Source organism: Burkholderia sp. BKH01 (assembly GCF_025685725.1).
Lineage (GTDB): Bacteria > Pseudomonadota > Gammaproteobacteria > Burkholderiales > Burkholderiaceae > Burkholderia > Burkholderia pyrrocinia_C.
Genome location: NZ_JAOTQT010000044.1, coordinates 1 through 22059 on the forward strand (window position 1 = coordinate 1; position 22059 = coordinate 22059).

A 22059-nucleotide genomic window follows, 5' to 3' on the forward strand; every position below is an offset into this window, starting at 1 on the left:
GGCTGCGCACGCCGGACGGCGCGCGCGACGGCGCATGAGCGATCCGCTCGCGCAGCCGGGCGACGCGCCGGACGCCGCGCAGTTGCCGTGGCTGCAGCCGCTCGCGCCGCCGCCCGCCGCGCGCCGTGCCGCGTTTCATGCGCTCGTCTGCGATTTCAACCTGCGGCCCGACCGCTATCTGCACGTGACGCGCGTGCCGGCCGACTGGCCCACGCGCTACCGCTCGCCGGACGCATTCGGCGCGGCCGGCCGCAAGCTGCTCGCGCGGCATCTGCTCGATGCGAACGGCGTGGCCGACCGGCACGACTTCGACGTCGCGAACCCGTGCGCGCGGCTCGCGCTGCTGCCGGGCGCGGCGCTCGAGCAACTGGCGTCGTATGCGGGGCTGCTGCTACATCGCAACTGGCTGCGCGATGCGCTGACCGTGCGGCGCATCCGCGCGGAAGTCGCGGCCCGGCTCGGCGGCGATGCGCTGGAACTCGCACTCGAACGCGCGCCGGAATTCGGCGCGCTCGCCGACACGCTCGAACCGTGGCGCGCGGATCCCGCCGCGCTGCCCGTCGTGATCCGCGCACGCGGCGGGCGGCTGCTCGCGGATTTCATCGGCGTGGCGGGCGACGCGGTCGCGCGGCGCGCGCGCCTGAAGTTCAACCGCGCGATCGACGACGAAGCGCCGTACTGGCTGAATCGCGCGCAGCGCGATCAGTTCGGCGAACTGATGTTCCTGTTTCTGATTCCCGAGAGGCTTGCGTCATGGGATTGGCTTTTCTGATCACGAGCGACAACCTGCAACTGCTGTCGGAGCGCAAGGTGCTCAAGGAGCGCGAATACGCGGCGCTGCTCGACGCGTCCGCGGTGATCGCGACCGCCCACGACGAGGCCGCGCGCATCGTCGCCGACGCACAGCGCGAATTCGACAAGCGGCAGTCGGCCGGCTACGACGAAGGGATGCGCCGCGCGCAGCGCGAGCAGGCGGCGCACGCGTACACGCAGGCGCTCGCCGCCGCGCGCACGATGGAGACGATGAAGGACGCGATGGCCGACATCGTCGTGAAGGCCGTGCGCGCGATCGTCGGCGAGATGAGCACGCAGAAGCTGTACGAGGCCGCGCTGGCGCGGATCGCGCCGCTCGTGCGCGACGAGGCGTTCCTGGTCGTGCATGTCGCGCCCGGCCGCAAGGACGAAATGCGCGACGCGCTCGACGGCGCATTCGCGGGGCAATCGAACCGGCAGAAGATCCGCATCGTCGAGGATGCACAGCTCGAACGCCATGCGTGCACGGTCGAGACGCCGTCCGGGCGCATCGACGCTAGCCTCGACCTGCAGATCGACGCGCTGCGCCAGGCGATCCGCCGCGACGCGCTGAAGGGCGCCGCGCGATGAACGCGCCGCTCGACGATATGCAGCCGTTCGGCAGCGGCGACGACGACGGCGCGCCGTTCGATCGCGGCCGCCTCGTCGGCGAACTCGACGCGGGGCTCGCGTTTTTCTCGCCGGTGTCGGTGCAGGGCCGCGTCAACCATGCGGTCGGGCAGATTTTGAATGCGACGGGCATCCGCGCGCGGCTCGGCGAGATCTGCGAACTTCGCACGCCGAACCAGCCGACATTGCTCGCCGAGGTGGTCGGGTTTTCGCGGCAGACGACGCTGCTCACGCCGCTCGGCGACGTGGCCGGGCTGTCGCCGGAGACGATTGTCGTGCCGTCCGGGCGCGAGCATGTGTTTCCGGTGGGCGAAGGGCTGTTCGGCCGCGTGCTCGACGGGCTCGGCCGGCCGCTCGACGATCGCGGGCCGGTGACGGGCGCCGCGTGGGTATCGACGCAGCGGGATCCGCCGAACCCGCTCGCGCGCCAGATGATCGACACGCCGTTTCCGACCGGCGTGCGCGTGATCGACGGGCTGATGACGCTCGGCGTCGGGCAGCGCGTCGGCATCTTCGCGCCGTCGGGCGTCGGCAAGAGCACGCTGCTCGGGATGATCGCGCGCGGCGCGCAGGCCGACGTGAACGTGATCGCGCTGGTCGGCGAACGCGGCCGCGAGGTGCGCGAATTCATCGAGCACAGTTTGTCGCCCGAGGTGCGCGCGCGTTCGATCGTCGTCGTGTCGACGTCCGATCGTCCCGCGATGGAGCGCGTGAAATCCGCGCTCGTCGCCACCGCGATTGCCGAGCATTTCCGCGATGCGGGCAAGCGCGTGCTGCTGCTCGTCGATTCGCTGACGCGCTTCGCACGCGCGCAGCGCGAGGTCGGCCTCGCGAGCGGCGAGCCGCCGACGCGGCGCAGCTTCCCGCCGTCGACGTTCGCGGTGCTGCCGCGCCTGCTCGAACGCGCGGGGCAGGGCGCGAACGGATCGATCACCGCGCTCTACACGGTGCTCGTCGAAGGCGACGAGGAATCGGACCCGATCGCCGAGGAAGTGCGCTCGATCCTCGACGGCCATATCGTGCTGTCGCGCAAGATCGCGCTCGCGAACCGTTATCCGGCGATCGACGTGCTCGCGAGCCTGTCGCGCGTGATGCCGCTCGTCGCGAGCCGCGTGCACCAGCATGCGGCCGCGCGCGTGCGCGAGCTGATCGCGAAGTACCAGGAGATCGAGCTGCTCGTGCAGATCGGCGAGTATCGCGAAGGCAGCGACCGGCTCGGCGATCTCGCGCTGCGCGCGCGCGACGCGATCGGTGCGTTCTGCGCGCAGGCGTCGCATGAGGACGTGCATTTCGACGCGCTGCTCGCGAAGCTGACGAAGCTGGCGAACGATCATGTCTGAAGCCGACGACCGCCTCGTGCTCGCCACGCTCGCGCGCCTGAAGCGCGTGCGCGAGATGCGCAGCCAGATCGCGCGCGTCGCGGCCGCGCGCCAGCAGGGCATCGCCGCGCAGAGCCGCCGCGCGCTCGAGGCCGCGCATGCGCAGCTCGCGCAGCAGGTCGCCGCGAAGGCCGCGATCCAGACGCGGCTCGCCGACGACGTGCGCGAGGCGCGGGCGCTGCAGAACGCGGCGGCCGACACGCGTACGTTCGACCGGCACATCGGTACCGCGAACGCGTCGGTGAGCGAGGCCGCGCACGTGCATCGCGGCCACGAGGCGACGCTCGCCGACCTGCAGCGTGCCGCGCGCAAGGCGAAGGCCGCCGAGGACAAGCTCGACAAGGCCGGCGAGAAGGCGCTGCACGCGCGCGCCGCGCGGGTCGAGCGCGAGTCCGACGAAGTCGCGGACGGCTATGCGGTGCGGCGCTTCGCGACGGCCGGGGTATGGGGCGGCGCGGCGGGCGATGTGGCCGGCCACGCGGCCGCGCAGCCGGCAGAGGCCGCCGCGTTCGATGCGGAGATGGCCGCGCAGCCGGCCGATGCGGAAGCCGGCGCAGCCGACGTGACTGCCTCAACTGTTTCAACTGCCTCAACTGCCCCGTCAGCCCCGGCCGACGACCCCGCGCCGCCCGCCGCCGCGGAGCGCCGATGCTAGACCAGGCCGCGGGTTTCAACGACGTCGCGGGCACGCTGCGGCCGCTGCTCTACGTGATGCCGCGCCTGTTGCCGATCATGTTCGTCGTGCCGGTATTCAACGAGCAGATCATCACGGGGCTCGTGCGCAACGGGATCGCCGTCGTGATCGCCGCGTTCGTCGCGCCGGCGATCGACGCCGCGCAGGTGGCCGCGCTGCCGTTCCTGATGTGGTGCCTGCTCGTCGCGAAGGAGGCAGTGGTCGGCATGCTGCTCGCGGGCGCATTCAGCGCGGTGCTGTTCGCGATCCAGGGCGTCGGCTACCTGATCGACTTCCAGACGGGCAGCGGCAGCGCCGCGTTCTTCGATCCGATGGGCGGGCACGAGGGCGGCCCGACGTCGGGCTTCCTCAATTTCGTCGCGATCGCGCTGTTCGTCACCGCCGGCGGCCTGCAGGTGCTCGTGCAACTGTTCGCGCAGTCGTACGCGTGGTGGCCGATCGGCTCGCTCGGCCCGGATTTCTCGTCGATGCTGCAGACCTTCGTCGTGCGGCAGACCGACACGATCTTCGAATGGATGGTGAAGCTCGCCGCGCCGGTGACGATCGTGCTGGTGCTCGTCGAGCTCGGCATCGGCCTGGTCGGGCGCGCGGTGCCGCAGCTCAACATCTTCGTGTTCTCGCAGCCGCTGAAGAGCGCGCTCGCGCTGCTGATGATGGTGCTGTTCCTGCCGGTGGTGTACGCGTCGCTGCATTCGCTGCTGAGCCCCGACAGCGGGCTGATGGCGCTGCTGCGCGCGCTGTTCGCCGCGCACGGCGGCGCGTGAGCGCGCGACGGAGCCGACATGGCCGAAAAGGACCAGAAGCCGACCGAGAAGCGCCTGCGCGAGGCGCGCGAGAAAGGCGATGTGCCGAAGAGCGCGGAAACGATTTCGTCGGCGTTCTTCGTCGGCGTATGCGTCGCGCTCGCGGTGGGCATCGGCGCGCTGTTCGCGCGGCTGCAGGCGTTGTTCCGGCTCGTGTTCGACGCGACCGGCGCGGCCGACCCGTCCGCACGGATCGCGGTGCTGATCGACGGCGCCGCGCGCGACTGGGCGACGCTGTCCGCGCAGATCGTCGCGGCCGGGCTGCTGGCCGGCCTGCTCGCGGGTTTCGTGCAGGTCGGCGGCGTGATGGCGTGGAGCCGCCTCGTGCCGCAACTGTCGCGGCTCAATCCGGCCGAGGGGCTGAAGAACCTGTGGTCGATGCGCAACCTCGTCAATCTCGCGAAGATGCTGCTGAAGACGGCGCTGCTCGCCGCGACGCTCGGCTGGCTGATCGTCGAGTCGCTCGACCCGTCGGTGCAATCGGGTTTCACGCGGCCGATGTCGATCCTTGCGCTGATCGTGAAGCTGCTGATGATGCTGTTCGGATGGGCCGCGCTGATCTACATCGTGATGGCGCTGATCGACATCGTGCATCAGCGCCACGAGTTCAACCAGAAGATGAAGATGTCGATCGACGAAGTGCGGCGCGAGCACAAGGAGGACGAGGGCGATCCGCACATCGAGGCGAAACGCCGGCAGCTCGCGCGCGAAGCGCAGTTCGCGTCGCTGCCCGACCGGATCGGTTTCGCGTCGGTGGTCGTCTATTCGCCGCGCGTCGCGGTCGCGCTCTATTACGGCGGGATCGGCACGCTGCCGTGGGTGCTCGCGCGCGGCGAAGGCGAGGCAGCCGAGCGGATCGTGCGGCACGCGCGCGACGCGCTGCGCCCGACGCTCGCGAACGTCGGGCTCGCGCAGGCGCTGTACGAGACGACACCCGAGAACGGCACGATCCAGCAGCAGCATTTCCGCGAGGTCGCGCAGTTGCTGAAATGGGCGACTGGCGCGACTTGACGCACGCCGCGGCGGGCCGCGACAGGCGTGGCGGCATGCTGTCCCCTTTTTGCTCGGCCCGCGTGCCTGCGCGACCCTCCGTTCCGTTTCGATATGGCCCTTTGCGCGACCATGCGTGCGCGGCGCTTGACGTCATTTTTTTTCCGGAGGTGGCCGGAATTCATCGGTGAATTATTGCTGATTTATTTCTTCGTAATATGGCTCGATCGTCACGCTTGGCGGCGGGCCGCGAGGTTGCGCCATGCGTGACGGAACAGGTCAACAGGGGCAGACAAATCAAATGTGCGGAATCGACGGCTTTCTGAATAGCGTCGCCTGCGATGAGGAGACAGCGCGCGGCACGCTCGCGCGAATGACGGCGAGCCTCGCGCATCGCGGGCCGGACGGGCAGGGCATCTGGGTCGATCCGGAAGCCGGCATCGCACTCGGCCACCGGCGGCTTGCGATCGTCGACCTGTCGGTGCATGGCCGACAGCCGATGGCATCCGCGTGCGGCCGCTACGTCATGGTCTTCAACGGCGAAATCTACAACCATCGCGAACTGCGCGCGGAGCTCGAGCGCGCGGGGCGCGCACCGGCGTGGCGCGGCCACTCCGACAGCGAGGTGCTGATCGCGGCGATCGTCGCGTGGGGTGTCGAGGCGACGCTGCGGCGCGCGACCGGCATGTTCGCGTTCGCGCTGTGGAATCGCGAGTCGCGGGTGCTGACGCTCGCGCGCGACCGGATCGGCGAGAAGCCGCTCTACTACGGCCGGATCGGCGACGCGCTCGTGTTCGCGTCGGAGCTGAAGGCGCTGCGCGGCTATCCGGGCTTCGACGGCACGGTCGACCGCGACGCGCTGTGCCTGTACCTGCGCCAGTCGAGCGTGCCCGCGCCGTACACGATCTATCGCGGCATCCACAAGCTGCCACCCGGCACGTACATCCAGTTCGAGCATGCGCGCGACACGCCGCGCGTGCGCGCGTACTGGACGCTCGAACAGGCGATCGAGAGCGGCCGCGAGCAGCCGTTCGAGGGCAGTGCCGACGAGGCCGTCGGCCAGCTCGACGCGATCCTGCGCCAGGCCGTCGCGCGGCAGATGCAAGCCGACGTGCCGCTCGGCGCGTTCCTGTCGGGCGGCGTCGATTCGTCGGCGATCGTCGCGCTGATGCAGGCGCAATCGGCGACGCCGGTCGACACGTTTACGATCGGCTTCCATGAAGCCGGCTACGACGAAGCCGGTTACGCGAAGGCCGTTGCGCGCCATCTCGGCACGCGGCATACCGAGCTTTACGTGACCGCCGACCATGCGCTCGGCGTCGTGCCGAAGCTGCCGTCGATCTACGACGAGCCGTTCGCCGATGCATCGCAGATCCCGACCTTTCTCGTGTCGGAGCTGACGCGCCGGCATGTGAAGGTGAGCCTGTCCGGCGACGGCGGCGACGAGCTGTTCGGCGGCTATACGCGCTACTTCCTGACACCGCGCCTGTGGCGCAAGCTGCATCGCGTGCCGGCCGCCGTGCGCGCGCGGATCGCCGCCGCGCTGCATGCGTTGCGGCCCGATCACGCGGACCAGCTCGCGGCCGTCGCGCAGGGCGCGTGGGGCGGCGTGGAGGCGCGCGAATCGGCGTCGCGCATCGGCGACCGCCTGCACAAGCTCGGCCACGTGATGACGGCCGAGAGCCGCATCGGCCTGTACCGGCTGCTGATGTCGTCGGTGCATCATCCCGAGCGCATCGCGCTGTCGGGGCAGGAGCCGCCGACGCCGCTCGACACGGTGTCCGCGTGGCCCGCACACCTGAGCTTCGCTGAGCAGGCGATGGCGATCGATACGCTCACGTATTTGCCGACCGACATTCTCGCGAAGGTCGACCGCGCGGCGATGGCCGTGAGCCTCGAGACGCGCATGCCGTTCCTCGACCATCACGTCGTCGAATTCGCGTGGCGCGTGCCGGCGTCGGTGCGCTTGCCGGAAGGGCAGTCGAAGGCGCTGCTGCGCCGGCTGCTCGACCAGTACGTGCCGTCCGCGCTGATCGACCGGCCGAAGCAGGGCTTCTGCGCGCCCGTCGATCACTGGCTGCGCGGCTCGCTGCGCGACTGGGCCGAGGCGCTGCTGCGGCCGTCGCGGTTGCGCGAGGAGGGTTTCTTCGATGCGGCCGCGGTCGAGCGCCTGTGGCGGCAGCACCAGACGGGCCGGATGAACTGGCAGCATCCGTTGTGGACGGTGCTGATGTTCCAGGCGTGGCTGGAGGCGCAGCGGGCGGGGTGACGGAATCGTCACGCCCGCCGTCCATGGCGCGCGGGCCGACCGTCATCCGACGACCAGCGGCGTGCCGATCGCCAGTTGACCGGGATCGCGCGCCGTCGACGGATTGAGCTGCAGGATTTCGTTCAGCGCGCGCGCATCCTGTTCGCCGGGCGTCATCGCCTGCTGATCGGCGCGCGACACGTGCGCGGCGTCGAGCAGCGACTGGCGATTCCGGCTTGCGATCACCCACAGCGAATCGCCGGCGACCACGATATAGGGCTGCGGGGCGTTCGACGGCGACGGCGGGTTCGATGGCGTGCCTTGCGACGGTTGCGGCTGCGACGGCGTGGCGCTCGCCGAAGGCGACGGCAAGGCGCTTGGTGACGCACTCGGTGACGCACTTGGCGATGCGCCCGGCGCGACGTTCGACTGCGATGATCCGCCGCCGAAAAACCAGTTGAACATGCCGCCGATCACAGGCGCCATGCCGATGACGAACTTGTAGCCGAATGCGGCGACCGGAATCATCACCACCGCGGTCGGGATCTTCTTGACGAAAGGCGTCGCGTTCGGGAAGTGCGTATTGAGCCGGCCGGCGAGCAGCAGCGCGGTCATGGTGCCGGTCGCGAACGCAAGATTGTATTGGTCCTTGCCCAAGTAGGACGCGGTCGAGAATCCACCGAGCGCGACCGACGCGAAGTCGCCCGTCGAATCGAGCAGGCGCACGACACGGCTGCGTTTGTCCGCGTTCACGCGCCGCGACACCATCAGGAGCGACGCACCGGCGTAGGCGGTGCCGAGCACGCCGCCGACGATGGCTGTCGAGCCTGCCGTGACGTCGAACCAGGCATGCGCGCCGTGCGCTTCGGCGATCTTGAGAATGCCGCTCGCGACCGACGCAACCGACGCGACCGTCGTGCCCGCGCGCCCCGTGATACCCAGCAGGCTGCGCGGATTGCCCGCATGCAGTTGCTGAAGCGACGTGCCGCCGACGAATCCCTGCATTTGCGTGAGCACGTCGTCGGCGAGCGCCGTGATGTTCGTTTTGGCATCGTCGAAGCTCATCGTCCCGTGCCGGTATTGCTCGACGTATTGCGTCGCCTTCGCTTGCGCGTGGCGCACCGCGGCCTCGAGCTGGCGAAGCCGATGTTCTCCGTAGTCGTGCGTCGTCGAGTTGAATTGACGGGCGAGCGTGGCGCCGAGGTGCGTGATGGCCGCCACCGCTGCCTTCGGATCGCCCGACTGCAGGCTGCGGATCGCGCCCTGATGCATCACCTGGAACACGCGTCCGAGACGCGACGCGAGCAGAAACGACGACGACGCGTTACCCAGCGCGGTCGTGTCCAGCCAGTGGACCGCAGCGCCCAGGCCGATCAGGCCGGACATGCCGAGGACGGTCCCGCTCGCGATCTTCGCCTTGCGCATGTCGGACGGGTCTTTCGACAGCCGGTGCACGCGCAGCGCGTTGAGCCGCGCACTCCCTTCGTCGATCGTTTCGGAAGTCGGCCTGGCAGGTTGCGCAATGGCCTTGCGGGCGGCGCCGATCGGCAGCGAGTCGTCGTACTGCAACGCTTTCTGGCCGGTGACCGTCTTCCAGTACTGATGGCTGTCGGGCGCCGGCACCGATGCCAGCAACGGCCGCGCGGGAACGCTGCTGCCGTGACGGCCGAGCCACCCTTTGCCGGCCTCGCGGGCCAGTTTTGCGAGCGGATTGAGGCGCGCGTTGCTGTCCCACAGCGGTTTTGCCTTCTCGTTCGTGGCCCGGCGCGCCAGATTCAGCAGCGCCGACGTATTGCCTTCGTACAGCGCATCGCGCAATTCGGCGATGTCGGCGTCGGACATCGCGTGCGTTTTCTTCGCGATGCGCTCGATTTCCGTGAACAGGAATCGCTGCTGGTTCGCGAAATCCTGCGCACCGACCGGCTCGAAGACGCGCGTCAGCGCATCGCCGCCGTGCAGTCTCGCGAATTTTTCGGGCGCATTCTTTTGATAGTCGACGATCTTCGCCGCCAGTGCGCGCGTCAGGTCCGCGTTCGCGATGAAGTCGTCGCCGTGCGTGCCCCACGACAGGCCGACATGAACCCAGTCGAGCTGTTTGCGGCCCAGGATTGCGTCGAGCAATGCGACGTGGCCTTCGCCCGGCACAGGCTCGAGCACGGCGTCCGAACCGTGGAAGGTCAGCAGTACGAGCGGCGCGGGTTTGCCGTCGTTCTGCGCCGCCCATGCCTCGAGCGATTCGCCGATGCGCCGCATTTCTGCGTAGCCGTTGTTCGTGCCGGCCATCGCATGGCCGTCTTCCCGCGACACGAGCGGCCGCGATGGCGCCGCTTCGATGCGCAGCAGGAAGCCGTAATCGGATGCCGCCGTGAGCCACTTGTGCAGATGGGCGAGATCGTCGAGTTCGAGCACGTGCTGCGTGCCGTCAGGGGCCGTGCGCGTGAGCGTCGCCGTATCGTCGTCGTAGTGTGCGCCGGACGGGTCGCCGAAGCGTTTGGCCCGCTGGATCAGCCCCGGATCCTGCAGTGCGCCCATCGCCGCGGCGAGCGAATACGGATCGACCTGCAGCGCGACGGCCGGCAGCGCGCCGCCATACCGCTTGATGTACCGGATCATCTGGTCGGGGTTGTCGCGCAGCGAGAACGAGCGCGACATCGGGACGAAACGGTCGGCGAGGTCGGGCGGCAGCTTCCCGTAGCGCTTGATCAGCTTCCTGTCCGTGCTGCGCGCGGCGCCGATCCATTGCACGCCGCGCGTCGCCCAGTTGCCCGCGGACCGGGTGAGGGCGCCGTGCGGGTGGAGGCTCGACGCTTCGCGCCACATGTGCAGCGTCCCGAAGATCTTCTTCGCCAGCACGGCATCGGCGAGGATGGCCTTCGGCTGGTCGGTGAACGTGAGGCCGTTGCCTTCCTTACGCCCCACGTCGCGCTTGCCCCATTCGGTGAGACGCTCGAGCGTCGACGCGAAATCGGCGATCTTCGCCTTGCCGTAGCGCGTGACCGATTCGACGATCGTGCCCGATACGTACGCGGGCTGGTACGGCGCGAGTGCGATCGGTTTCGGGGGCGGGACGGCGGGCACGGCCGGCGGCTTCGCCGGCGCGACCGCGGCCGGTTTCGTTTGCCGGTTGCCGCGCGCGGCATTCCGGCCTTTCCGGCCCGCTCGGCCGGCGTTGCCGCCTTTGCCTGCCTGCGTACCTTGACCGCCCCGGCTCGCAACGAGCGGCGCGGCGGCCGCCGCCGGCTGCGCGGCTTGCCGGGCGGCTTCCTTGATCGCGGCGGCGCGCGGCGCGAATACATCGGGCGCGAGCCTCGACAGCAGGAAATGCTGATTGCCCCCATACGGCCCGCGGCCGATCGTTGCCCGATCCAGCGGCAGACCGGGGTTGTCCGGGTCGCGGAACCGATCGACGTCGTCGTACCAGCGTACCGTGCCGTTCTCGACCGCGATGACGCCGGTCAGCGAGCCGCTCAGCACGTCGGTGACCGTGCCTTCGTGGTCGTACACGTACACGTAGTGACCGTCGGGGATCTTGCCCATCTCGAGCGCGCTGAACAGTTCGCTCGCGTGCTGCGCGTTGAAGTCGAGCGCGGTGTCCGCGGTCGTCGGCAGCAGGTGCGGCACGCCCGCATCGGCTGCCGCGCGGTTCTCGTGCCGCAGCGACGGGCGCGTCCATCCGAGCGTGCGCTGGACATACGCGTCCGGCTTCGACCACGGCGTCTTCGGGTTGTCGAGCGGGCGGCGCATTTTGGCCGGCGCGAAGCCGCCATAGCTTTCGACGACGTCGTGCGCGACCTTCGCGACGACGAAATGCACGCCGCGGCGCCCGCCGGGCAATGTGCGGAAGCGACGCAGGAACGCGGCGGCGAGTTCGCGCGATTCGATCTTTGCGTTGCCGAGCGTCGTCGTTTCGACGTACGTCCATTTCCCGGCGCCATCGCGCGTCGCGTAGCCGAGCACCTTGCCGGTCTTGCGTTCGACCGCATAGACCGTCGTCCCCGCGCCGGGATCGTGTCGAGCCGCCGGTTTCGGCCGCAGGAAGCGCGGCGCGCTGTCGAGCCGGTTCACGTTCTCGACGACTTCCGCGTCGACGCCCGTGTCCGACGGCTCGACGTCCCACGCGCGGCGTTCGCCGAAGTACGCGTTGATCCGTGCGGCGCCGCCGTACTTGCGCAACTCGGCGAGCGCGACGGTCGACACGTAGTAATCGTAATTCCCGCGGCCCGCGGCGCCTTTGTCCTTCAGTGCGAGAAAGGCGTGCTGCAACAGGTTCTGATCGATATCGGCCGATGCGGCCTTTTTGTCGACGAACTTGCCGTGTGCGTTCGTCCGGAAGCTCGCGATGAATTCGGGCTGCGGATGGATCGCATCGAGCCGGTCGGCGGGGCGGTCGGTGCGCAGTGCGATCAGCACGTGCGCGTCTTTGCCGAACGCTTCCTTCATCGCGTCGACACTGTCGAGCTGGTCGCCGTCGATGCGGATCAGGTCGCGCTTGCCGTGCGTCGCGAGCAGATCGAGCGCGCGCTGTTCGAGCTTGGCGGCCTTCCGGGCCGCGCGTCCGCGCGCCGGCTGCTGCTGCGGCAGCGACGCCGGCGCTGCCATTTCGCGCGGCACGCCGCCGGTTTGCATGTGTGCGATCTGGCTCGCGTAGTAGTCGCGATAGCTCGCATAGCCGGGCACCGACGGCTCGGCGTCGCCGAACGCGTCCGCGAGCCGGCGGAGTCCGGCTTCGTCGCCAGGCATTACGCGGTCGGCTTCGCGAGCGATCGCGTCGGGCAGGAGGACATCCTTCGAGATATCGATGCCCATGTCGTCGATGAGCTCGCGGCGCACTGCGAACGCATTCGCCTGCGCACGCGCTTCGGCCATCAGCGCGCGATCGACCGGCGTATCGGTCGAGGCGTGGTCGAGCAGGCGTCCGGCGATCGCTTCGACCGCATGCTGTGCTTCGTGCGCGAGCGCATACACGAGCGTACCGGTATGGCGCAGCCGGCCGTCGAGCACGATGCGCTGCTTCCCGGTATCGATCCGGCTGCCGCGCCCGGGCCGGCCGACCACGATTTTCCAGCCGGCGGCCTGCGCATGTGCCAGCTGAGCGCTCAGCAGCGTCGAGCGGTCGACGAGGGCGAGCGCTTCCTTCGATAGCGGCGCGCCGCCGAACCGCATCCGGATCTGCGTGATGACGGACGGCTTCTGAACGAACGCGTCGGGCGGCAGCGTGTCGGCGATGACAGGACGCGCGACGGCGATGTCGCCCTGTGCGAGGCCGCGCGTGAGCATCCGTTCGAGTTCGGTGAGTTTCTCGAGCGTCGTCAGGTGTTCGATCGGGTCGCGCGAGACCGGGCCGGGATCGCTCAGCAGGAAGTCGCCCTTGCGCGTGAAGATGCCCTGCAGGTCGAACGCGAGGCCTTCGCGTTCGACGACCGTGCGAATCTTCCGGACGTGTTCCAGCGCGGCCCGCGTGACGACGCGCGGGAGCGTGCCGGTCGCGGCCATCGTGTGCGTATGCAGGACGCCGAGCGGGCGGTACAGGACGCCGACGCGGCCGAGCACCGAGAACGGGCCGCTCATCGTGACCGTCTGCAATCCGTACGAACGCAGATCGTCGAGCGCGAGCCGTTCGTCGACGGCCGCACGCACATGACCGGATGCAGGGCGGTGTGCGTGGCGATCGTAGATGCCGAGCGCGGCGTCGTCGCCGAGTGCGAATACGGTCTTTTCGCCGCCGGAGCCGAGCAGTTCGCCGGCTTCGTGTGCGACGTCGACACGCGCGTTGCGGTCGCCGTGCGCATAGACGCCGAGCGGGTCGGCGTTCAGCGGACCGAGATCGTGCGGCGCGGCGGGCGCCGGATCGAGACGATGGAACGTGCCGGTGTCGAGCAGCGCGCCGTGCGCACCGACCGCCTCCGCGGGTGCGGCAAACACGGGCCGTTGCCACAGGTTCGCGAGCCGCGCCGCATGCGCGGCGCCGTCGTGCTTCGCGGCAAGCACGATCGCATAGCCTTCCGGCACCACGAACGGCGGCGCCATGTCGAGCATGTATTCGTGCGCGCTGACCGGCTGGCCGTCGGCGAGCAATGTGCCGTCCGCGCGCGTGTCGGCGTGCAGCACGACCACGCGGCGCCCGGCGTCGATCGTGAAATGACGCGTGCGCGCGGCGGCAAGCTCGGCAGCATCGGGTCGCTCGCCTGCGCGGTACGGCGAGGCGATCTCGGCATGCGCGCGGCTCCATGCGACGCGCGCGTCGAAGCGCGCGACGCCGCGCGGCACGGCGCCGGTTTCGTCCATCCGCGGCGCCGGCATCCGGCGCGGCATGCCGCCGCGTCCCTTCTGGCGCGACCAGACGTCGTTGTAGAACTCGCGATAGGTCCGGCCTTCCGCGCCCGACGTATGCACGCCGCCCAGCGTGCTCGCAAGCCGGTCGACCGTGCCTGCGTAGTCGTGCGACCGTCCGCGCCAGCTCGCGCCTTCGCGAGCGATTGCGTCCGGGTGAACGATGTGCGCGGCGATGTCGGTGCCGCCGGCCAGCCTGATTTCGTAGCGGGCCTCGAACGCGCTGATCTGCGCGCGCGCCTCGGCCTCGAGCGCCTTGCGCGTGAAGCCGCCGCGCTGCCCGGAGTCGTGGTCCAGCACGCCGGCCATCGCTTCGACCGCCTTGCGCGTTTCGCGCGCGAGCACGTACGTGATGCTGCCGGGATCGCGGAGGCCGCCATCGATCGTCACGCGGCGTTTGCGCGTATCGACGTGGCTGCCTCGGCCGCGTTTACCGATCGTCACGCGCCAGCCGGCGTCCTGCAGCATGCGCAACTGCGTCGCGAGCGTGCCCGACTGCATCGCGAGCGCTTGCACGGCTTCCGGCAGCGGTGCGCCGCCCAGACGCATCTGCATCCGCGTGATCCAGCCGGGATGCGGGGCGGCGTAATCGGGCGCCGCGCTGCCGGGCGTTTCCGCGGATACCGCGTGTTCCGGGTCGTCGGTCGGCGCGGGCGGGCGTGCGTCGCCGGCATTCGTGCGGACCGTCTTGCCGCCGGCGGTTTCGGCGGGTGTCTTGTCGCCCGGGGGGGCGGTGGCCGTACCGCGATCCGCTGCGCGTTCGGCCGCGGGTTCGGCAACGGCGGGGTGGTCCGGTTTGACGACCACGAGCACGCGGTTCGGCGCGCTGAATATGCCGTCGTGCGCGGTGACGGGCTCGGGCGTCGCGACCGTGCGCGGCACCGCCGGCTCGTTCGGCCCGCGCTTGCCGGCGAGCATGACCACCGTCTCGTCGGGCGCGGCGGGGCGCGACGATGCCGGTGGTGCTTCTTCGGCCGCGGCGCCTGCGGGAAGGCCGCTTGCCATCGCCGCCGTTTCCGGCTCCGGATCGAAGCGCAGAACCCGCGCATCGGCGCGCAACTGCCCATCGGCGCCGAACGCGTCGGGCGCTGCCGCATAGACGGGCCTCTGCCAGCGGTTCGCCAGCTCGGGCGCGAGTGCCGCGTCGTGCTCGCCGGCCACGACGATCACGGGCTCGTCGAGATCCTGCGGACGCGGGGCAGGCGTGCCCGGATCGTGCGCCGCACCGTTGCGCACGAGATAGACCGTGCGCTCGCCGATCTGCATCGGCGCGACGCTCGGCCCGCGCGGCACCGCGATGCCGGCCGGGTCGGACGTCGCCGGCCGCGTGGCGGGCGCTTCGTTCGTCAGGTCGACGACCCTCACGTTGACGCGCGGCGGCGTGCCGTCCGGCTTCGTGCGCGTGCCGGGACCAGCCGGCTCGTCGACATCGGCGGCCCGTGCGCCCGGTGCCCTCGCGTCGGCGCTGCGGGTGGCCGCCGTGCGGTCCGTGTCGGCTTCGTCGTGCTGCCGGTCGACACGTGCGCGCGTCTGGCTCGTGCGCTGCGCGCTGCGGGCATTCGTCGCCGCATTCACGCTTTCGCCGTCGGCGGCGGCCTGCCGGAGTTCGCGCGCCGCCCGCATCATGGCATTACGCACCTGCTCGTGCAGTTCCTTGCCGTGGTCGATGACCTGCTCCAGCCTGTCGAGCCGCGACTTCGCGACGATGTTCGACGTCGTGCCGACGGCGCCGTCCGGGCCGAACGTCATGCGCTCGCCGGTGTCCGTCACGCTGTCGACCCGCGTGCCGTGGGACCAGGCCTTCGGTGACGCCGACACGACGGACAGTGTGCCGTCCTGGCCAAGCACCACCGACTTGCCGGGCGGCATCTGCTTTGCCGACGTCTTGTCGAGCACGCGGATCGGCTGGTCTTCGTAGGTCAGCGTCTTGTCGCCGACCATCAGTACGCCGTCGGGTGCGACCTTCACGGCCTCGCCGTCGAGCGTCGCGCGCGTGCGGCCGGCCGACAACGATGCGGCGCCGTCCTTGTTCAGGATTCGCCCGATCGTCTGGTCATCGACCTTGACGACGTTGCCATCCGTCGTGTGCGCGGCAATCGGCCGGCCGGTGCGGGTGCGGATGCCCGTGACCGCGCGTTGCTTCGCGACGCCCGCACCCATCAGCGCGGTATTGATGACGCCGGACTCGAACGCTTCGCCAGCCGCCTTCGTATTGCCGTGCAACAGGTCGACGCCGGATTCGACGAACGCCTCGCCGGCGCCGGCGATACCGGTCACGAACGCCGTGCGCCCCGCACCCTTGGCGATGACCGATGCGACCTTCGTCGTGACCGCGCGTTCGAACAGCTTCGTGCCTGCGAGTTTCGCGGCGCCCCCGGCAGCCATTGGCACGAGGTTGATGTAGTCGGCGCGGGCGCCGGCGTCGAACGGGCTGATGCTCTGGTCGTGCTCGAAGCGGTTGGCGAGATCGAGGCCCGCCTTCGTCATCGCGGAACCGATCGCCGTGTAGGTCATCGTCGCGCCGATGAAGTTCAGCGGCACGCCGATCGCCGCGCCGATCACCGTGCCGTCGAGCGCCGTGCCGATCACCTCGAGCGCCATCCCGCCGAGCAGCATCCCTATGTTGACGCCGGTGCCCGTGAAGAAATTCAGCGCGGGGTCGAGCGGACTGTCGTGGTGCGCGGCTTTCGACACGACCTGCTGCGAGCCGTCCGCGTTGTGGCCGGTCAGGATGTCGACGGTGCCGTCCGACGACAGCTGGTTGCTGTCGAGATAGTCGTTGATGCTGTCGTAGTTGCCGGCCGATTCGTCGATGTAGTGCGTGTTGCCGCCCTTGTCCGTTACCTTGAACAGCGCGCTCGTCGTCGTGCCGGTCTCGTTCGCGGCATACACCATCGGCAGCACGCTGATCTGCGTGTCCTTGCCGCCGCCGACCGACAGCAGCTTGTCGCGCACGGTGTTGATCGCCGCCAGCTTGTCCTTGTCGACGAAGCGCGCGACCGAATCGTCGGCGGCCGATACGGATTGCGACGACGTGTCGGACGGCACGTCCGGCTGTTGCCCGAGCGCGATGCCGATCAGGTTGCGCTGCTGGTTGTCGCCGAGCGAGCCGAACGCGATCGTGCCGCCGTTCTGCGTACTCAGGCTTGCCGCGTCGAGCATCGCGTTCGACATCTCGGTGCGATGCGCTTCGTAGAAGTCGTGCATCGCCTTCTTGTGGTCGTCCGCGGCGTCGGACTTCTCGTCGACATAGCGCAGCCGCTCGTCGAGGCCCGCGTCGAACTGATCGAGCAGCACCTGCTGGCGCGACGTGTCGCTCAGCAGCTTCAGTTGCGGAACGGCGTTCTCCGCCTTCGCGACGGCGGCCCGCGCGTCGTTCAGCTCGGATTGATACAGGTTCGGGCGATACGACGGCGCCGGCATCACGTCGCCGTCCGGCAAGGTGCGCAGCCGCACCGGCGCCGGGTTGGCGGCGGCCCATTCGTCGTACTGCTTCTGCTTGGCCGCGAGTGCGCTCTTTGCTTGATCGACGTCGTCCTGCGCGTTCTTCAGTGCGACATCGGCTGCACGCGAATTGACGTCGTCCGACAGCCGGTTGCTGGCCATCCGCAGTGCGCCGGCGACCACCTGCAGGCGCGTGGCATCGAGCTGCGTGGGGCCGCTCGGCGCGGCCGGCGGCGGCGTCAGCGACCGCGACGGGTCGGTCAGCGGCAGGAACGTCGGCGGCGACGCGGCATTCTTGCCTGCCGGCGCAGGGGGCGCGAAGGCCGTGGGCAGTAACGGGCTCGTGCTCGGCACGGTGCCGGCGGCTGTCGACAGCGACGATGCGGGGGCTGGCTGCGCGACGGTCGACGTCAACTGCGGCGGCTGCTGGAAAAACGGCTTCAGCAGCGGCTGCTGCGCCTTCACCTGCGCGCTGATCTTCGACGCCTGATCGTCGTACTGTTGCGCGAGCGTCGCGCCGTACGCGGCGACGAAGCCGTCGTGCGCAATGCCCGCCTGCTGCTTCGCCTGGTAGAGCTTCGCGTACGCGGCGCCGAGATCGAGATCGACCTTCGCGTCGACGAGCGGCCGGCGCGGCTGCTGCGGGTTGTCCTTGTGCCACTTGTCGGATGCCTGCTGGGCGGCCGTGCAGTTGTCCTGTGCGTGGTCGACCTGTTGCTGCGCGGCCAGCATCTGCAGATAGCCGCCGCTTGTGCTTGCCGCCGTCTGCGCGCGCTTGAGCGCGGCGTTGGCGTCAGGTACCGAATTCGGCGCGACGATCACGGTGCCCTGCTTGCCGGCGACCACGTCGAATTTTTGTTGCGCCTGCGCGAGCGCGATGCTGTCGTTGGCTGCGGCGACTGCCGCGTTCGTGTAGTTCGCCGATTTCGCCGCGGCCGTGACGGCCTTTTGCGCGGCGTCCGGCGAATCGGGCGCGTCGGGCAGGATCACCTGACGATCCTGCTTCCCCAGCACGGTGTTCAGCCGGCTGATGCCTGCGTCGAGCGCCCCCTTGTAGCCGGGATCGACGAGATACGACTGAAGCTGCGTGCGCGCGAGATACGCGTTCGACAGATCCGAAAAGTATTTCGCGGTACCGGCGGCCGCGTGCGCGTCGGCGCTTCGCCAGTCGTCGTAAAGCTTCGATTGCGCCGGGGTCTTGCAGTCACCCGGCTTCGGCACCCACTTCGGGTCGTTCGCGTGTTCGGGAAACGTGGCCTGCAGCGTCTTGAGCTTCTGGTTGGCCGCATTCTGCGCGTCGCCGGGGTTCGTCACGTTGCCGTCGTCGTCGATCTGGATGCCCGACGGCATATCCGCATCGGCCTGTTCGCGATACAGGATCATGTAGCCGGCGTCGGTCGTCACGTTGAGCTCGCGCTGCGCGGTGTCGGCCGCCGTGCGCGCTTTCGCGTAATCGGCCTGCGCGGCCTTGCGGGCATCGGGCGTCGATTCGGGATCGCGGTTGACCACGTGCAGCACGTTCTGCGCGCCCTGCAGCGATTTCGACGCGTCGTCGTATTTCGTCTGGGCTTCCTGGACCGCCTGCTGCACCGCGCGCGTCATCTTGTTCTCGACGGTGATGTCGGGTGGCGGCGCAGTATATTGCGCCGCCATGCGCTGCATCAGCGATGTTGCGTCGGTGATCTCCGCGTTGGTCGGCTTCGACGGATCGGTGGACAGCGACGCATTGACGGGAATCGGCGGTGCGGCAACCGGGTTCGCGGGGCCGGCTGCCGGGTCGTCCTGCTTCGGCGGCGGAGGGGGCGGTGGCGGGGGCGCGACGACCGGATTCAACGTTTCCGACAGGAAGCGCTGCCAGTTGACGCCCAATCCCATTCCGTCGATCAACAGCATGCTTGTCTCCGTTGAACCGCGCGATGCGCGCGACGCCAGGCGCGCAGTCCGTCGCGCTACCAGCTTTCAAGTGTAAGGAGACGCATCGCTGCTGGAATGCCGCTGTTTCGTAGCGCGCCGGCGCGACCGGGACGCGTGCGTGTTGCCTGCTACGAGGTGTGTACGATCGATGCGCGGCGTTCGACCCGCTCACGGCGACCCGCATGCGCGCCTGCGTCGTGCGCCGTCACTGATCGAGACACCGCACGCACAGCCGCTTCGCCTGGTTTGCCGGCAGCCCGCGGCACATCATCACCACCGGGCGCGCATGACACGAAGGCGCATCGGCGGACGCGGCGGGCGACGCCAGCCGCCGCGCGCGTTCGGGCGGCGTGGTGGCGGCAGCGTCCATGCGCCGACGGCGCTCGGGCGGCGGCGCATCGCTCACGACCGGAATCGGTTCGACGCCGCCTTCGCGCGCGTTGCGCTGCGCGCTCGCGACGACGCGGCTCACGTAGCCGCTCGAGAAGCCGGTCGTGAAGTTGCCGCTGTAGTAGCACGACAGCGCCGCGCGCAACGCGGCCTGCGCGGCGCGGCCGGTGCCCGACGAGCGAGCGAAGCATTCGGTCAGGATCGCGCCGCCGGCCCGCAGGTTGCGGCACGGCTCGAACATCGTCGCTTCGTCGAGGCCGTATTTCGAGAAATTTCGTTCGTTCACCTGCGCAAGGCCGACGCTGTAGCTGAAGCCGCGCGACGCAAGCTCGTGCGCGGTCGCGCGCGCCTCGTCGAGCGACGCGGGCTGGCGCGCCAGGTGGCCGCCGACCACGCCGATCGCATACGGATTGAAGCCCGATTCGGTGCGCACGAGCGCGGCGAGCGTATCGGGATCGACGTTCGGCGCACACGCGCGCGCCAGTTGCGCGAAGCCAGCGCCGCTGGCCGCGTGCGCGATGCGCGGTTGCATTGCGGCGAATGCGAGCGCGAGCAGCCCGACCAGCGCGCACAGGCACGCGGCGGCGGTTCGCAGGCCGCGCGCATTCATCCCGCGCCCGCCACGCGGTACGACAGCACGAGCCCGTGCACGAGCAGCGACCAGCCGTCGAGCGCGACGAACAGCAGCAGCTTGAACGGCACCGAGATCGTCGTCGGCGAGATCATCTGCATCCCGAGCGCGAGCAGGATGTTCGCGACCAGCAGGTCGACGACGATGAACACGATATAGATCACGAAACCGATCTGGAACGCCTTCGTCAGCTCGGCGAGCGTGAAGCTCGGCACCAGCACGAGCAGGTCGTCGTCCTTGATGCCGTCCGCGCGATTCTTCGGCCAGACCGACGTCGCGGTGCGCACGAAGAATTCGCGATCGCGCTGCCGCGTATGCGACACGAGGAAATCCTTGATCGGCGGCAGCGCGGCATCGGCGAGCGCGCCGACGTCGGCGGTCGACAGTTGCCCCGACGCGTCGAAGTGACGCGCCTGCAGCGCGTCGCGGATCGACATCCCGACGGGCGCCATGATGAACAGCGACAGGATCAGCGCGATGCCGTTCAGCACGAGGTTCGGCGGCACCTGCTGGATCCCGAGCGCGGAGCGCAGGAGGCCGAGCACGACCACGAGCTTCGTGTAGCTCGTCACCATCAGCGCCGCGAACGGCGCGATGCCGAGCGCGGCGATCACCGCGATCAGCGCGACCGGATTCGGCAGGTTGCCCATCGTTCAGCGCTCGCGCGGCGCGGGTTGCGTCAGCGTGACGACACGCACGCCGAGTTTCTGGCCCACCGCGATCAGGTGGCCGGTGCCGATCAGCATTCCGTTCGCGACCAGATGGATCACGCTCTGGTTGATTCCTTGCTGCAGCTCGATCACGGCGCCCGGCTGCAGCGCACTCAGCTCGCCGAGCGGCATCGACGTGGGCGGCAGCTCGAAGCGCAGGTCGACGGCGAGGCCGTCGAGCGTGCGCGGCGCATCGGCGGGCGGCGCGTCGTGCGCCGTCGCGGGCGCGGTGTCGGTGCGGGTCGGTTCCAAAGGCATCTCCCTGATTCGTTCGACGGTCAGCCGGTTGCCCGACGGCCGTCCGGTGATCTCCCATGCCGGCGCGGCCGGCAGCCGGGCGACGCACAGCAGGTTCTGCTCGTGCGCCTGCCAGCGCTCGATCGCGATGATGTCGCCGCCGACGACGTCGGCCAGTTCGGCCGTCGTCAGCTCGGTGCGGCCGATCTCGAACACGAGCGGCACGGGCAGGTTCGCGTAGGCCGCGCGCGCGTCGGCGAGCGCGACCGGCGCGGCCGCGAAGAACACGGCCAGCGCATCGGGCGCGTCGAACAGCAGTGCGCCGTGGCAGCGCCATGCGCCGTCGGCGCGCCGCAGCTCGAAGCGCAGCGCGGCCGGCAACGCGCGCCAGGCGGGTGCGCTCGCGGGGGGCGGCAGCAGTTCCACGCGCTGCCGCGTCGCGGCTTGCAGCACGGCCGTGAGCGGCGCGCACAGGTCGGCGAGCAGCGCCGCGCGGATCACGGCCGGCACGGCCGGGTCGGCCGCGTCGCCGAGCCATTCCGTTTCCGCGACCGGATCGATCCACAGCGTGCCGGTGGCGGGCCCGACGACGAAGCGGTATGCATGCGCGTCGGCGGCCGGCTCGGCATCGACGCGCCAGCGCAGCTCGTACGCATGCTCGCCGAGCGTGACCGGAACGGCGCCGGTCGCGCAGTACGCGTGCGACAGCCCGCGCGCGGCGGCGGCGGACAGGCGCGGCAAGTAGGGCGACGCGTCGAGCGCGACCGCGGCCGGCGCAGCGGCGGGCGGTGCGGAAGCGGCGGGCATGGCCGGGTTCGCGGCGTCGCCGGCGTCGGCATTCGTCAGGAACTGCGCAGGCACGGCGGG

At 69.9% G+C, this 22059-nt stretch carries 11 protein-coding genes; 7 read left to right on the plus strand and 4 right to left on the minus strand.

Translation table 11 applies throughout. The features are described from left to right. Positions 1-34: 34 nt before the first annotated feature. The 7 genes from OEJ37_RS34000 (at position 35) to asnB (ending at position 7557) form a co-directional block, all read left to right on the plus strand. Positions 35-772 (plus strand): SctK family type III secretion system sorting platform protein, encoded by a 738-nt coding sequence (locus tag OEJ37_RS34000; RefSeq protein ID WP_175918347.1) that lies wholly within the window; start codon positions 35-37, stop codon positions 770-772. Next, positions 754-1383, plus strand: coding sequence for a type III secretion system stator protein SctL (gene sctL / locus OEJ37_RS34005; RefSeq protein ID WP_175918346.1), 630 nt, complete (start codon positions 754-756; stop codon positions 1381-1383). Before OEJ37_RS34000 ends, sctL begins: the two co-directional genes overlap by 19 nt. Continuing rightward, the gene (sctN, locus tag OEJ37_RS34010) at positions 1380-2762 is read left to right on the plus strand and encodes a type III secretion system ATPase SctN (protein WP_263349378.1); all 1383 of its coding nucleotides are present in this window, start codon (positions 1380-1382) and stop codon (positions 2760-2762) included. The genes sctL and sctN overlap by 4 nt, the downstream gene beginning before the upstream one ends. After that, a complete protein-coding gene (locus tag OEJ37_RS34015; RefSeq protein ID WP_263349380.1) occupies positions 2755-3456 on the plus strand; it encodes a hypothetical protein in 702 nt (233 codons plus the stop codon). Before sctN ends, OEJ37_RS34015 begins: the two co-directional genes overlap by 8 nt. Next, positions 3450-4259 (plus strand): type III secretion system export apparatus subunit SctT, encoded by an 810-nt coding sequence (gene sctT, locus OEJ37_RS34020; protein WP_152865458.1) that lies wholly within the window; start codon positions 3450-3452, stop codon positions 4257-4259. The genes OEJ37_RS34015 and sctT overlap by 7 nt, the downstream gene beginning before the upstream one ends. An 18-nt stretch (positions 4260-4277) precedes the next feature. Further along, positions 4278-5309, plus strand: coding sequence for an EscU/YscU/HrcU family type III secretion system export apparatus switch protein (locus OEJ37_RS34025; RefSeq protein ID WP_263349383.1), 1032 nt, complete (start codon positions 4278-4280; stop codon positions 5307-5309). A gap of 280 nt (positions 5310-5589) precedes the next feature. Beyond that, positions 5590-7557, plus strand: a complete 1968-nt coding sequence (gene asnB / locus OEJ37_RS34030; RefSeq protein ID WP_175918342.1) for an asparagine synthase (glutamine-hydrolyzing) — start codon at positions 5590-5592, stop codon at positions 7555-7557. 42 nt (positions 7558-7599) lie between these two features. Here asnB and OEJ37_RS34035 read toward each other — a convergent pair whose 3' ends face one another. From OEJ37_RS34035 to sctQ, 4 genes are all read right to left on the minus strand, one after another. Beyond that, positions 7600-19203 carry an LWXIA domain-containing protein gene (locus OEJ37_RS34035; protein ID WP_263349386.1) on the minus strand — a complete coding sequence of 3868 codons (11604 nt, stop codon included), beginning with the start codon at positions 19201-19203 and terminating at the stop codon, positions 7600-7602. Positions 19204-19429: 226 nt separating this feature from the next. Further along, positions 19430-20224, minus strand: coding sequence for a lytic transglycosylase domain-containing protein (locus OEJ37_RS34040; protein ID WP_263349388.1), 795 nt, complete (start codon positions 20222-20224; stop codon positions 19430-19432). Next, complete coding sequence (sctR, locus tag OEJ37_RS34045; RefSeq protein ID WP_034180501.1) at positions 20221-20895, minus strand: type III secretion system export apparatus subunit SctR; 675 nt, start codon at positions 20893-20895, stop codon at positions 20221-20223. The genes OEJ37_RS34040 and sctR overlap by 4 nt, the downstream gene beginning before the upstream one ends. A 3-nt stretch (positions 20896-20898) precedes the next feature. Next, positions 20899-22053, minus strand: coding sequence for a type III secretion system cytoplasmic ring protein SctQ (gene sctQ / locus OEJ37_RS34050; RefSeq protein WP_175918339.1), 1155 nt, complete (start codon positions 22051-22053; stop codon positions 20899-20901). Positions 22054-22059 lie beyond the last annotated feature (6 nt).

What these genes read in the sequence shown, in the direction of transcription:
- sctT (WP_152865458.1), top strand. Translation starts at nt 3,450, where the DNA reads ATGCTAGACCAGGCCGCGGGTTTCAACGACGTCGCGGGCACGCTGCGG.
- OEJ37_RS34000 (WP_175918347.1), top strand. Translation starts at nt 35, where the DNA reads ATGAGCGATCCGCTCGCGCAGCCGGGCGACGCGCCGGACGCCGCGCAG.
- asnB (WP_175918342.1), top strand. Translation starts at nt 5,590, where the DNA reads ATGTGCGGAATCGACGGCTTTCTGAATAGCGTCGCCTGCGATGAGGAG.
- sctR (WP_034180501.1), bottom strand. Translation starts at nt 20,895, where the DNA reads ATGGGCAACCTGCCGAATCCGGTCGCGCTGATCGCGGTGATCGCCGCG.
- OEJ37_RS34025 (WP_263349383.1), top strand. Translation starts at nt 4,278, where the DNA reads ATGGCCGAAAAGGACCAGAAGCCGACCGAGAAGCGCCTGCGCGAGGCG.
- OEJ37_RS34035 (WP_263349386.1), bottom strand. Translation starts at nt 19,203, where the DNA reads ATGCTGTTGATCGACGGAATGGGATTGGGCGTCAACTGGCAGCGCTTC.
- OEJ37_RS34040 (WP_263349388.1), bottom strand. Translation starts at nt 20,224, where the DNA reads ATGAATGCGCGCGGCCTGCGAACCGCCGCCGCGTGCCTGTGCGCGCTG.
- OEJ37_RS34015 (WP_263349380.1), top strand. Translation starts at nt 2,755, where the DNA reads ATGTCTGAAGCCGACGACCGCCTCGTGCTCGCCACGCTCGCGCGCCTG.
- sctL (WP_175918346.1), top strand. Translation starts at nt 754, where the DNA reads ATGGGATTGGCTTTTCTGATCACGAGCGACAACCTGCAACTGCTGTCG.
- sctN (WP_263349378.1), top strand. Translation starts at nt 1,380, where the DNA reads ATGAACGCGCCGCTCGACGATATGCAGCCGTTCGGCAGCGGCGACGAC.